This window comes from Arthrobacter sp. BK1, assembly GCF_056680055.1.
The window spans coordinates 1,316,999-1,329,259 of sequence record NZ_CM155263.1; the positions used below are offsets into that span (position 1 = coordinate 1,316,999).

A 12,261-nucleotide genomic window follows, 5' to 3' on the forward strand; every position below is an offset into this window, starting at 1 on the left:
TCAGTGCTCCTGGAGGGTCTTGGTCATCGTGATGGGACCGGTCGCCGTTGCCCGGGCTGAGAGTTTGAGGGAGTTCGTCAGCCGCGCCAGGGTCCGCGCCGTTTCTTCGGCATCGTCCTGGCTCCAGTTGCTGAGGTAGTCCTGCAGGGTGGCTGCGCGGAGCTCCTCGATCTGCCGGAGCTTCTCCACGCCGGCCGGCGACAAAGCAACCAACTGGGCGCGGCCGTCGCAGGGATCCTGCCGCCTGGTGACGTATCCCTGCATTTCGAGATCCGCGATGTGGCGGCTGAGGACGGGGGCGCTGACGCCCAACCGCTCTGCCAGGTGGGTGGCGCGGGATTCGCCCTCCCCCACAAACCTCAGGACGCCCTGCACCGCCACGCCGGTATCCATGCCGCGGAAACTTGCGTTCGCGACGTACCGGACCACGCGCTGGAGGTCGAAAATGCGGGAGACAAGATCCGCGGCAGTGTCTGGCGCGACGGCCATGATTGGGCTCTCCTCTTTTGCTTGCCTCAGGCAACTATATCCGAAAATGGTTGCTTTAGGAAACTAACAAGCAGGGGCCCTTAAACGCCGAGCGCGGACCGGTAGCCGATAGCCCCGTTTCGAGGGGTTCTCAGCTGCCGGTCCGCGCTGTTTCTGAAGCGGGTTCTCAGTCGTCCAGGTGGGTGGGGCCAAACATTTTGAGCAGGGTTTCGACGACGACGACGTTGGGCCCGTCAGCGGCGAAGCCCGCCCTGAGCGCGTCCCCCACGTCCTCCGGGGCCACCCGGGTGGCCGGCACGCCGAACGCCTCGGCGAGCTTGACGAAGTCGGGGCGCGCCAACTCGGTGGCCGTGGCTTTGCCGAACGCGCCCACCATGTATTCGCGCAGGATGCCGTAGCCGCCGTCGTCCACGATCAGCCACGTGACCGGCACATTGTGCTGCTTGGCTGTGGCAAGTTCGGAGATCGAGTACATGGACGAACCGTCGCCGGAAACCGCAAGGACCCTGCCGGGTTTGCCTACCGTTTCCAGGCCCACGGAGCCGCCGATTGCGGCCGGGAAACCGTAGCCCAGTCCGCCCGCACCCTGGGCCGAGTGGAACTGGCCGTCCCTGGCATCCCAGCAGCTCCAGCCCCAGTACGCCGCGATGGTCATATCCCAGAAGGTCTGCATGTCCGCGGGGACTGCTTCCCGGATGTCGGCCATGAACTTCAGTTCCTTGCCCAGGTCCTGCGATTCCAGCCGGGCCCTTACCTTGGCCAGGGACTCCTTCACCAGGGTTTCGGGGGTGACTCCACGCCAGTTGGGCGTGGTTTCCGGTACTGCCTGAAGTGCCTTCTCCAGGGCGGCGAGCGCCTGGCCTGCGTCGGCGCGGATGCCCAGGCCCGGGCTGTTGGATTCGAGCACGCGCGGTTCGGCGTCGATCTGGATGATCCGGCCGCGGGGCTCGAACGTGAAGTAGTTGGACGTGACCTCGCCCAGGGAGGAGCCGATGACGATCAGGACGTCGGCGTCTTCCAGGAGGTCCGTCATGTGGCGGTCCTCGATCCAGGACTGCAGGGAGAGCTCGTGGTTCCAGGGGAATGCCCCGTTGCCGCCCGGCGTGCAGATGACGGGTGCGCGGAGCTTCTCGGCGATGGCGAGCAGGGACTTCTCTGCCCGGCCACGGCGGGTACCGCCGCCTGCGATGATGGCCGGACGTTCCGCCGTCGAAAGCCATTTCACTGCCTCGCGGATCAGCTCCACGCGGGGCGGATTGTCTGCCGCTTCGGCGAGCGCGTCCTCAACCGGCGGGACCATGATGGGATCCAGCAGCACGTTCTGCGGAATTTCCAGCCAGACGGGCCCCTGCGGGGAGGAGATCGCCTCGGTCCAGGCATCCTGGATGGCCGACGGGATACCGGAGGCGTGCTGGATCAGGCGCTGGCTCTTGGTGACGTTGGCGGCGGAGGCCTTCTGGTCGTCGAGCTGGTGGAGCATGCCCTTGCGGCGGGCCCCCAACCCCTCGAGCGGGATCTGGCTGGCCACCACCACCATGGGCACCCCCGTTGCGTAGGCCTCCTGCAGGCCGGCCAGGGACGTCAGCGCGCCGGGCCCGGTGGACAGGAACAGGACGCCTACTTCACCGGTTGCGCGCGAATAACCGTCAGCGGCGAACGCTGAGTTGTTCTCCACGCGGGAGGAAACGAAGTGCAGGTTTCCGCGGCCCATGGCATCGAACAGGCCCAGTGCGTGCTGGCCCGGAATGCCGAAGACCGTCTTGGCCCCCAGGGCTTCAAGGGTCTCGACGACGAGATCCCCGCCATTGCGTGCGCCGGTGCCTTTGGTGGGAGCTGCTGTGCCCGGATCGAAGTCAATCATGCGTGCTACTCCTTGATTCCAGCGGCGAAGCCGGCAGGCTGGCGGATCTTCTGGCCGAGGGCCTGGGCGGCGTAGCCGTTGGCTGCGCCGAACCGGTCCCCCGGAACAGCATTGTCCGCCATGAGGGTGACCAGTTCATAGGCGACATGGCTCGCTGCCACCCCGGTGATTTCGGCGTGGTCGTAGGCGGGGGCCACCTCGACGATGTCTGCGCCCACCAGGTTCATCCCGCGGAATCCGCGGATGATCTCCAGGAGTTCGCGGCTGGTGATGCCGCCGGCCTCAGGGGTTCCGGTGCCCGGGGCGTGGGCCGGGTCCAGGACGTCGATGTCCACGGAGATGTAGAGCGGGCGGTTGCCGATCCGGTCGCGGACCTTGGCCACCGCCTCGAGGACGCCCTGGTAGTAGACGTCCGCAGAGGTAACGATGCCGAACCCGAAGCGATGGTCGTCGTCGAGGTCCTTCTTGCCGTAGAGCGGGCCGCGGGTGCCGATGTGGCTGATGGCCTCGGTGTCCAGGATGCCCTCTTCCACAGCCCGGCGGAACGGGGTGCCGTGCGTGTATTCGGCACCGAAGTAGGTGTCCCAGGTGTCCAGGTGGGCGTCGAAGTGGAGCATGGCGATGGGGCCGCCCGCCCGTTCCGCCGCTGCGCGGAGCAGAGGGAGGGCGATGGTGTGGTCCCCGCCCAGGGTCACCAGCTTGCTGCCGGCCGCCGTCAGGTCCAGCGCGTTCTGCTGGATGACCTCAATGGCCTCGTTGATGTTGAACGGATTGACCGCCATGTCACCGGCGTCGGCAACCTGGATGTTTTCGAACGGGCTGACATCCCAGGCCGGGTTGTACGGGCGGAGCAGGCGGCTCGCCTCACGGACATGGTTGGCGCCGAACCGGGCACCGGGACGGTAGGAGACCCCGGAGTCGAAGGGCACCCCCACCACCGTCACATCAGCCTTGGCCACCTGGTCCAGCCGGGGCAGGCGGGCATACGTGGCAGCACCGGCGTAACGCGGGATGCGGGATGAGTCGATCGGACCAAGATTGCCATTGGCTTCGATGCGCAGCTCTTTCACGGTGAGCCTCTCCTTTGAGATTGATCGGCGGGTGTGACACCCATCATACGCAAAAGTTTCGTCACGTGCACCAAATGTTTACAACGCCACGTGGCGGGCCCCCGGCCCGGCAACCTACCGGCTGGCGGCGGGCACCAAAACCCAGAGCACTTCAACCGGCTCGTCGGTGGGGTTGACCCAGGTGTGCGGTTCGCGGCCGGGGAACGTCACGGTATCGCCGGTACTGAGTTCATATTCCTCGTTGGTGAGGATCAGGCGGATCTGCCCCTTGGTCACGTGGAGCACGTCAACATCGCAGTCCACGGCATACAGTTCCGACTCTCCGCGTCCACGGGGCTCAATGACTGCCTGGATGATCTGGACACGCCGTTCGGACCGCGCCGTCAGCAGCCGCTCCACAATCCCTTCGCCGCCGAGGGAGATCCGTGGCCCGGCGCCATTTTTGGTCAGGTGGGTTTCCGGGGCCATAAAAAGGTCACCGATGGAGATGGACAACACCTGGCACAGGGTCACCAACGAGGCAACCGACGGTGAGGTGAGATCCCGCTCCACGCGGCTGAGGAATCCCTTGGTGAGGCCGGTGGCGTCGGCCACCTGCTCGATGGTCAGCCGCTGGGACTGCCGGGCGGCACGGATCCGGGAACCGATGGCAACCGGGGTGTTGCTCGGCTCAACTGGCAGTGCCTTCATATGCGAACCTTTCATGGCCGGTGGTCCGGCCCCATCTTTGGAGCAATACTAATGGCCACCAGCCCCCGCAACGCGGCCGGAGACGTCGCACACCAGCATGTGGCGTCGCGGCGTTGACTGTTACGCCGGTCACAGAATATGCTTTTGGACAACAAGTGTTGCCTATAAGGCAATTGTTAGCTTCTTGTTCCCCTTTCACTCCGCAAGAGCAGCAGAATACCGGCTCCCTCAGAGCACCCACCGCCGGTTTATGCACGCTGCACCTCAGCTCCAGGAGCCCCCAACATGGACCCTAACTTCGTCAACATCGCCATCGTGGTGGTGTATCTCATTGCAATGCTGGCCTTTGGCTGGTGGGGCAAGTCCCGCACCCGGAACAACAGCGACTTCCTCGTGGCCGGCCGTCGCCTCGGTCCCTTCCTCTACACAGGCACCATGGCTGCCGTGGTCCTCGGCGGAGCCTCCACTGTGGGCGGCGTTGGGCTCGGCTACAAGTTCGGCATCTCCGGCATGTGGCTTGTGGTCGCCATCGGTGCCGGCGTGCTGCTGCTGAGCCTTCTCTTCGCGGGCACCATCCAGCGGCTGAAGATCTACACGGTCTCCCAGATGCTCACCCTCCGCTACGGCAGCAAGGCGACGCAGACCTCCGGCATCGTCATGCTCGCTTACACCCTGATGCTCTGCGCCACCTCAACCGGCGCCTACGCCACCATCTTCGTGGTCCTCTTCGGCTGGGAGCGCTGGCTCGCCATCGCCATCGGCGGAGCCATCGTCCTGGTCTACTCCACCATCGGCGGCATGTGGTCCATCACCCTGGCCGACCAGGTGCAGTTCGTCATCAAAACGGTAGGCATCTTCCTCCTGATGCTCCCCTTCACCCTCAACGCAGCCGGCGGGCTGGACGGTATCCGCAGCCGCGTGGATGAAAGCTTCTTCCAGTTGGACGGCATCGGCGTGCAGACCATCATCACGTACTTTGTGGTCTACACCCTTGGCCTCCTGATCGGCCAGGACATCTGGCAGCGCGTGTTCACCGCCAAAACCGCGGGTGTGGCACGCTGGGGCGGCGCCACGGCCGGCGTTTACTGCATCCTGTACGGTGTGGCCGGGGCACTGATCGGCCTGGGTGCCAAAGTCGCCCTGCCTGACATCGACGTCGCCACCGGCGGCAAGGACGTCGTCTACGCCGAGGTTGCCCAGAACCTGCTCCCGATCGGCATCGGCGGGCTGGTCCTCGCCGCAGCCGTGGCAGCCATGATGTCCACCGCTTCCGGCGCCCTGATCGCCGCAGCAACCGTGGCGCGCGCCGATGTCCTGCCCTTCGTCGCCAGCTGGTTCGGCAAGGACATCAATACCGGGGACACCGACAACCCCGAGCATGACGTCAAGGCCAACCGCATGTGGGTGCTGGGACTCGGTATCGTGGCCATCCTGATCGCCATCGTCACCAAGGATGTCGTAGCCGCCCTCACCATTGCCTACGACATCCTGGTGGGAGGCTTGCTCGTGGCAATTCTGGGTGGCCTGGTCTGGAAGCGCGGAACCGGCCTCGCCGCTGCGGCCTCCATGGCCGTGGGTTCAGTGGTCACGCTCGGCACCATGATTGTGCTGGAGATCAACGCGGAGGTCCCCCTGGACGGCGTCTTCGCCAACGAACCGATCTACTTCGGCCTGATCAGTTCGGCCGTGGTTTACGTGGCGGTCTCGCTGCTGACCAAACCCACGGATCCCCAGGTCATGCGCAACTGGGTCCGGCGCGTCGCCGGCAAGGACAACGAGGAAGTACCGGTAGCAGTTCCCGCGCCATAGCGCGGAACCGGCAGTAACCAGCAGGAAGTACGACGGCGGCACCCTGGTTCGCTTTTCAGCGAACCAGGGTGCCGCCGTCGTGCGTTCTGCCTGACGTGCGTCAGCGGACCTGCCATCCGGTTCCGCGCCTATTCAATGTCCCGGAATTCGTCCTCATCCAGCGGAACCAGCCGCTCCTCGGCGTCGACCTTGACCGGGGGCGTCGGAACGATGACCTCTTCGGCATCCAGGAATTCGTCCTCTGCGTCCCAATCGTCCTCGTCAACCGGAATATCCTCGGCATAGTCGTAGGCGGGGTCCGCTTCAACTGATTCGAGGTGCGGCAGGTCCGGGTGCTCTCCGGTGGTGTTCATAGTCCAACCTCCGATTATTCGCCTGTGACATGCTCCTGCGTCCGGGCGGTGGCGGGCGCCCACACCTTCATAACAGCACCACAGGAATGTGGGGTCAAGGGCCGGACGGCCCTCCGCGGCAGACCCGCCGGAGGACGTGATTTTAAGGGAAGCCGAAACTTGTCAGTGAGGTTTGCCAGCCGAAAATCCGCGGATTTCCGCGGTAGGCTAGGCAATGCAATGGGGCCGAACCATGCCCTATCAAGCACAGGAGCCTTCGTGACTCAGCACGCCAAAGCCAACCGCGCCCACCCCTCCGCGGAGAACAGACCATCTGCACCGCAGCCCACTGCAGCCGACATCCGCCGGTGGCGCCAGTACCTCGCGGACGAACGCGCCGAGGCCGCCGTGTACCGCGATCTGGCGCAGAACAGGGTCGGCGAAGAGCGGGACATCCTCCTGGCCCTCGCTGAAGCTGAAGGCCGCCACGAAGCCCATTGGCTGAAGCTCCTGGGCGACAACGCCCAGAAATCCCGTCCTGCATCGCTGCGCAGCCAAGTGCTGGGCTTCCTTGCCCGGCACTTCGGTTCGGTGTTCGTCCTTGCCCTGGCGCAGCGCGCCGAGGGCCGCTCCCCCTACTCCCGGGACCCCAACGCCACTGATGCAATGGCAGCAGACGAACAGATTCACGAAGAAGTGGTCCGCGGCCTGGCCACCCGTGGCCGGAACCGGCTTGCCGGCACCTTCCGCGCCGCCGTGTTCGGCGCCAACGACGGCCTGGTCAGCAATCTGTCCCTGGTCATGGGTATGGCCGCCTCCGGAGTGTCGAGCGGCGTGGTGCTGCTCAGCGGCATCGCCGGGCTCCTGGCCGGCGCCATGTCCATGGGTGCCGGCGAATTTGTGTCGGTGCGTTCCCAGCGCGAACTCCTCGCTGCCACCATGCCCACCCAGATCACCCTGGCCGCCGCACCCAAACTCGATCTTGAACACAACGAACTGCTGCTGGTGTACCTGGCCCGGGGCATGTCCCGTGAGGCCGCCGAGCACCGTGTGGCCGAACGCACGGGACTGCTGGCCTGCGACTGCGACCCCAGCCTGTCCCTGCAGCCCGAACTGCCCGAGGCCGCCGACCAGCATGAGGCGGTGGGCACCGCCTGGGGGGCAGCACTCTCCAGCTTCTGCTTCTTCGCCTCCGGCGCCATTGTGCCCATCCTGCCCTTCCTGTTCGGCATGACGGGTGTGGCCGCGCTCGTGGTTGCCGGCGTACTCGTGGGCCTGGCATTGCTGGTGACCGGCGGAATCGTGGGCCTGCTGTCCGGCACGTCGCCGCTGACGCGCGGGCTGCGCCAGCTGGCGATTGGCCTGGGAGCCGCCGGAGTCACGTACCTGCTGGGCCTGGCCTTCGGCACCGTGGTGGGCTAGTGGACGAGAGACCTCCGCGCCACTCCGACGGGCGCCACTCCGACGGGCGTCGCTCCGACGGGAGTCCGCGGAGGCGCGCCGGGATTGTCCGGAACTTCCTTCTGGTGACGGCCATCGGTGCCTCGGCATTCCTGGTGGCGGGATTCGTCTACGGCGATCCGCGCATCCTGGGCCTGCTGGACGTCCGGATCGGTCCGGGCGGCCTGCAGCGGGGCGCTGCCCAACCCGGCGCCGGCCAATCCGGGACGCCGGAGCCCGGAACCGCTGAGCGGGCCGGCAGGAGCGCCGAAGCCCCGCCGCCCGGACTGGAGGAAGCGGAAGCTCCGCTTGGCACCCCCGAGGCGCCGGTCATGGGGAGCGACTCCTACGGTTTCCTGGCGGTCAACGGCGACGGTACTCCGGTGGGGTACTCCCCCTGCAGGCCGCTGCATTACGTGGTGAACGCCGAGCTGGTCCCGGCCGGCGCGCAGCAGCTGGTTCCGGACGCCATAGACACCATTTCCCGGGCCACCGGCATCCGGTTCATCTATGACGGGGCCACCACGGAGCAGCCGTCCGCGCAGCGGGATCCGTACCAGCCTGATGCCTACGGTGACCGGTGGGCGCCGCTGCTCATCGCCTGGACCACCCCCGAGGTTGCCCCGCAGCTCAAGGGCAAAGTCATCGGTACAGGCGGGAGCACCCATTACAGCTTCGACGACGGCCCCAAGACCTTCGTCACCGGCAGCCTTGAACTGGACGCCCTGCAGATCACCGAGGACCTGCGGCAACCGGACGGGAAGCTGTACGCCACCGCAGTGATCCTGCACGAGCTCAGCCACGTGATGGGGCTGGAACACGTGGACGATCCGAGGCAGCTGATGTACCCCGAGATCGGCAGCCCCGAGGGACTCGCGGCAGGCGATCTGAACGGACTGTACGAACTCAGCAAAGCCCAGTGCCGCAAGGACCTGTAGCTCTCCGGAGGCGCAGTCAGGAGCGGGCAGGCCCTACCCGCCCATGACCGCGAGGGCCTCCTCAACGCTGTCCACCAGGAAGATCCTGTCTTCCATGACACGCCCGGCGGCCAGCTTCTGAAGGATGGGCCACGCCGGGTACTCCTCCTCCCAGTGCCGCTTCCCTACCAGCACCATGGGCGTGACGGCTTCGCGGGCGCTGTAATAGTTCTCGCACGCGTCCTGGAAGATTTCCTGCACCGTACCGGCCGCGCCCGGCAGGAAGATGATCCCGCCGTCGCAAACCTCCAGCAGGATCGCCTCCCGCACGGCGTTGGCGAAGTACTTGGCGATGTGCGTCGCGAAGTAATTCGGTGGCTCATGCCCATAAAACCATGTGGGGATCCCCAGCGACGGCGTTCCGTTCGGGAAACGCTCGACGACGGCAGCAGCAGCCCGTGCCCACGCTGACACGGAGGGGCGGAAGCCGGGGATGGAACCCAGGCCCGCGAGCGCCGCCTCCACCTCGGCTTCAGGGAAGCCGCTGAGGTAGGCGCCCAGGTTGGCGGCCTCCATGGCGCCCGGGCCGCCACCGGTTGCAACAACCCGCCCGCTGAGGGCAAGTAGCCTGCCCAACGCCGCGGCCTGGCTGAATCCTTCGCTGCCGCGCTGCGCCGCGTGGCCGCCCATCACTCCCACCACGGTCCGGCCAGCAAAAACATCCGAGCGGAGGAACTCCTCCAGGGCGTCTCCGATCGCGTGATCGTGTAACGCCGAGGCCAGGGTGGACTCCAACTGGTGGCGCTGCCCGGGCTGGATGCTCCACTGATACACCAGCGCATCCGGGAGTTCCTCGTACGGTGAATTTTCCAGGCCGGTATACAGCTCCTGCGGTGTGTACAGCCGCGCACGGTAGGGATCGAACGGAACACCTTCGAGGCGTGGAAATATCAGGGCGCCCCGCCTGCGGATCCTGTCCTCGACCCCCGGATCGAAGGTGCAGCCCAGGAAAATGGCGCCTTCCACGTCCAGGGTGTCCAGCGCGGCCTGCCGGCCCCGGAGGTCCAGGGACTGGGCATGCCAGCCGTGCATGGCCACTGCCCCGGCGCCCACCAGCCGGTCGAAGCTGTCAAGGCTTTCGATTTCAAGGGTGCGCGGGCTGTGGCCGCGGCCGGCGGTGAGGTCCACCATGGCTGTTTAGCCGGCCACTTCGGCGGTGCCCGTCAGGTGGTGATCCAACCGGGCAAGGGTTTCCTCGATGCTGACCGGATGGCGGCGCAGGTACCCGGCAAGCCGCAGGAAGAACCTGCCGCGAACAGCCCGCGCATCCCACTGCTCAGTGACTTTGGTCCCGGCGGTTCCATCCGCGGCGGTGGCTGGTTCCAGGATGTAGCGCCACACGTGGCCGTAGAAGTGGCGCCACGCGATCCGGCGGCCTTCCTCAAATTCGCAGACCGTGTTGAGGATCTTGTAGTCCACCTTCACGTTCATCTCCATGCCGAATTTCGCTCCGGCCGACAACCGCTCCGGGCCGCGGGGCTGGGCGCCCTTGACCGTGCCCGAGCCATCGATGACGCTGTGCATCGCCGGGGTGGCAAGGATTTCAAAGATCGCTTCGGGGGTGGCCGCGATGAAGCGCTCACGGGAGACGAGGTATCGGTTAGTCATTCCCCCAGCCTAGAGGCAGCCGGTCAGGGAGGCAGCCGGCCACTGCCGCCATGACTGAACTCCCATCAGAGCGTTCCGTGCGCATGTCCGGACATGCTTCCCCGTCGCCCTCGGCGCGGGTCCGCGGATGCCTTGACGGCCGCATGCCTGCTGATATCATCGATAAAGAAGTATGTCCTATCAAGCGAACATATGCAGACCAGCACCTCCACAAGAGCGGCCGGCCGGGCAACACGCGGAACCTGAGGAAAGATTCAGTGACGAACCAACTCGGCCTCATCATCGACCGGTCCTCCCCTGTCCCCCTGTACCACCAGGTGGTCCAGGGAATTGAGGCGGCCATCCACAGCGGCGTCCTCGAACCTGGCAGCAGGCTGGACAACGAGATTGACCTCGCCGCCCAGCTCAACCTGTCCCGGCCCACCATGCGCAAGGCCATGGATGAGCTGGTCCGCGCCGGGCTTCTGGTGCGCAAGCGCGGCGTCGGAACTCAGGTGGTCTCCAGCCAGGTCCGGCGGCCCCTGGAGCTTTCCAGCCTGTTCGACGATCTCACCAACAACGGCAAAAAGCCCACCACCGAGGTACTGAGCTTCTCGCATGGGGAGGCAGACGCAGCCACAGTGGCCGCCCTCCAGATCCCCGCCGGGTCCACGGTCTACCACTTCACCCGCCTGCGCAAGGTCGGCGGAAAACCGCTGGCACTGATGGAGAACTGGGTCCGGGACGACATCGTCGCCATCGACGAAGCAACCCTCGCAGCCGAGGGCCTGTACGCCGTGCTGCGCCGGGGCGGCGTCAACTTCCGCCTCGCCACCCAGCGGATCGGCGCAGTCATCGCCAATGAATACCAGGCGGGCCTCCTGGATACCCCGGTGAATTCAGCACTGGTCACGATGGAGCGAACCGCCACCGACGACACCGGACGGCGCGTGGAAACAGGGAACCACGTTTACCGCGCCGATTCCTACAGCTTTGAAATGACACTCGTACAGCGCTAACGCAAGGAAAAACTCCATGGCCAACTGGGTCTATCCCCTGGGCACCGCCGCCGACGGCGGCTGGGACATCTCACTCGGAACCTCTGATTCATCGCTGGCCCTAGACGGCTGGGCGCACACCGGCCTGAAGGTGGCCACCTTGGCCGCCGGCGCCGCCGTCGTCCTTCCTGCCGCCGGCGAGGAACGCATCATCGTTCCCCTCAGTGGCTCGTTCACCGCAACGGTCGACGGCGTCGAGCACCGGTTGGGCGGGCGGGTTTCGGTTTTCCACGGCCCCAGCGATGTGCTCTACACAGGCATGGGAAAGGCTGTCACCATCAGCTCGGCCGACGGCGGCAGGGTGGCGGTCGCCACCGCTCCCGCCTGCTCGTCCTACCCCACCCGGCTGGTCACCGCCGCCGAAACCCCCGTGGAACTCCGCGGCGCCGGAAACTGCTCACGCCAGGTCCACAACTTCGGGACGCCTGCAGCACTGGAAGCTGACCGGTTTATCGTCTGTGAAGTGCTCACGCCCGCCGGCAACTGGTCCTCCTATCCCCCGCACAAGCACGATGAGGAGAAGGACGGCGAGACCCAGCTCGAAGAGATCTATTACTTCGAGACCCGGGTGGCCGACGGCTCCGGAGCTCCGGCCGACGCCGATGCGATCGGGTACCAGCGCGTGTACGCGTCGGATGACCGTCCCATTGATGTCGCCGCGGAGGTCCGCACCGGCGATGTTGTGCTGGTTCCGTACGGCTGGCACGGCCCTGCCATGGCCGCCCCCGGCTATGACATGTACTACCTCAACGTTATGGCGGGCCCGGGGCCAGTCCGCGAATGGCTCATCAGCGACGATCCGCACCACGGCTGGGTGCGGCAGAGCTGGGATGGCCAGGACGTGGACCCCCGCCTGCCGTTCGGCGCCTAGAGCGGCCGGCAAACCAAAGGCGCCCCTCACGGAAAGTGATTCCGTCAGGGGCGCCTTGGCGTTCAACCGGGCGGTTC

At 66.1% G+C, this 12,261-nt stretch carries 12 protein-coding genes; 5 read left to right on the forward strand and 7 right to left on the reverse strand.

Annotated features, from left to right (window positions below):
- The 4 genes from AC1MCA_RS05790 to AC1MCA_RS05805 form a co-directional block, all read right to left on the reverse strand.
- On the reverse strand, positions 1-489 hold the full coding sequence (locus AC1MCA_RS05790; protein WP_479801835.1) for a MarR family winged helix-turn-helix transcriptional regulator: 489 nt from the start codon (positions 487-489) through the stop codon (positions 1-3).
- Between the two features lie 166 nt (positions 490-655).
- Positions 656-2,350 carry a thiamine pyrophosphate-binding protein gene (locus tag AC1MCA_RS05795; protein WP_479801837.1) on the reverse strand — a complete coding sequence of 565 codons (1,695 nt, stop codon included), beginning with the start codon at positions 2,348-2,350 and terminating at the stop codon, positions 656-658.
- Positions 2,351-2,355: 5 nt separating this feature from the next.
- Complete coding sequence (speB, locus tag AC1MCA_RS05800) at positions 2,356-3,420, reverse strand: agmatinase (RefSeq protein WP_479801838.1); 1,065 nt, start codon at positions 3,418-3,420, stop codon at positions 2,356-2,358.
- 114 nt (positions 3,421-3,534) lie between these two features.
- On the reverse strand, positions 3,535-4,110 hold the full coding sequence (locus tag AC1MCA_RS05805; RefSeq protein ID WP_108598474.1) for a helix-turn-helix domain-containing protein: 576 nt from the start codon (positions 4,108-4,110) through the stop codon (positions 3,535-3,537).
- Positions 4,111-4,395: 285 nt separating this feature from the next.
- Here AC1MCA_RS05805 and AC1MCA_RS05810 point away from each other — a divergent pair, with 285 nt between their 5' ends.
- Positions 4,396-5,919 (forward strand): sodium:solute symporter family protein, encoded by a 1,524-nt coding sequence (locus AC1MCA_RS05810; RefSeq protein ID WP_479801842.1) that lies wholly within the window; start codon positions 4,396-4,398, stop codon positions 5,917-5,919.
- Between the two features lie 128 nt (positions 5,920-6,047).
- On the opposite strand, the gene AC1MCA_RS05815 is transcribed toward AC1MCA_RS05810, so the two are convergent.
- Entirely contained in the window at positions 6,048-6,272 is a 225-nt protein-coding gene (locus AC1MCA_RS05815) for a hypothetical protein (RefSeq protein WP_108598476.1), read from the reverse strand.
- A 258-nt stretch (positions 6,273-6,530) separates the two neighbouring features.
- Here AC1MCA_RS05815 and AC1MCA_RS05820 point away from each other — a divergent pair, with 258 nt between their 5' ends.
- Together AC1MCA_RS05820 and AC1MCA_RS05825 are read left to right on the forward strand one after the other, a co-directional pair.
- On the forward strand, positions 6,531-7,673 hold the full coding sequence (locus tag AC1MCA_RS05820) for a VIT1/CCC1 transporter family protein (protein ID WP_479801844.1): 1,143 nt from the start codon (positions 6,531-6,533) through the stop codon (positions 7,671-7,673).
- Positions 7,673-8,629 (forward strand): matrixin family metalloprotease, encoded by a 957-nt coding sequence (locus tag AC1MCA_RS05825; RefSeq protein WP_479801846.1) that lies wholly within the window; start codon positions 7,673-7,675, stop codon positions 8,627-8,629. Before AC1MCA_RS05820 ends, AC1MCA_RS05825 begins: the two co-directional genes overlap by 1 nt.
- 33 nt (positions 8,630-8,662) lie before the next feature.
- Here the strand turns inward: AC1MCA_RS05825 and AC1MCA_RS05830 are convergent, their stop codons facing one another.
- Both AC1MCA_RS05830 and AC1MCA_RS05835 read right to left on the reverse strand, forming a co-directional pair.
- Positions 8,663-9,799, reverse strand: a complete 1,137-nt coding sequence (locus AC1MCA_RS05830; protein WP_479801848.1) for an LOG family protein — start codon at positions 9,797-9,799, stop codon at positions 8,663-8,665.
- A gap of 6 nt (positions 9,800-9,805) precedes the next feature.
- Positions 9,806-10,276, reverse strand: coding sequence for an SRPBCC family protein (locus AC1MCA_RS05835; RefSeq protein WP_479801849.1), 471 nt, complete (start codon positions 10,274-10,276; stop codon positions 9,806-9,808).
- 257 nt (positions 10,277-10,533) lie between these two features.
- Between AC1MCA_RS05835 and AC1MCA_RS05840 the strand changes: the two genes are divergently transcribed.
- Entirely contained in the window at positions 10,534-11,274 is a 741-nt protein-coding gene (locus AC1MCA_RS05840) for a GntR family transcriptional regulator (RefSeq protein WP_479801850.1), read from the forward strand.
- Positions 11,275-11,290: 16 nt separating this feature from the next.
- Positions 11,291-12,184 carry a 5-deoxy-glucuronate isomerase gene (iolB, locus tag AC1MCA_RS05845; RefSeq protein WP_479801852.1) on the forward strand — a complete coding sequence of 298 codons (894 nt, stop codon included), beginning with the start codon at positions 11,291-11,293 and terminating at the stop codon, positions 12,182-12,184.
- The last annotated feature ends 77 nt before the right edge of the window (positions 12,185-12,261 follow it).

Coding starts and splice junctions, on each gene's coding strand:
- AC1MCA_RS05815 (WP_108598476.1), bottom strand. CDS start 6,272: ATGAACACCACCGGAGAGCACCCGGACCTGCCGCACCTCGAATCAGTT.
- AC1MCA_RS05835 (WP_479801849.1), bottom strand. CDS start 10,276: ATGACTAACCGATACCTCGTCTCCCGTGAGCGCTTCATCGCGGCCACC.
- AC1MCA_RS05810 (WP_479801842.1), top strand. CDS start 4,396: ATGGACCCTAACTTCGTCAACATCGCCATCGTGGTGGTGTATCTCATT.
- AC1MCA_RS05795 (WP_479801837.1), bottom strand. CDS start 2,350: ATGATTGACTTCGATCCGGGCACAGCAGCTCCCACCAAAGGCACCGGC.
- AC1MCA_RS05805 (WP_108598474.1), bottom strand. CDS start 4,110: ATGAAGGCACTGCCAGTTGAGCCGAGCAACACCCCGGTTGCCATCGGT.
- AC1MCA_RS05790 (WP_479801835.1), bottom strand. CDS start 489: ATGGCCGTCGCGCCAGACACTGCCGCGGATCTTGTCTCCCGCATTTTC.
- iolB (WP_479801852.1), top strand. CDS start 11,291: ATGGCCAACTGGGTCTATCCCCTGGGCACCGCCGCCGACGGCGGCTGG.
- AC1MCA_RS05830 (WP_479801848.1), bottom strand. CDS start 9,799: ATGGTGGACCTCACCGCCGGCCGCGGCCACAGCCCGCGCACCCTTGAA.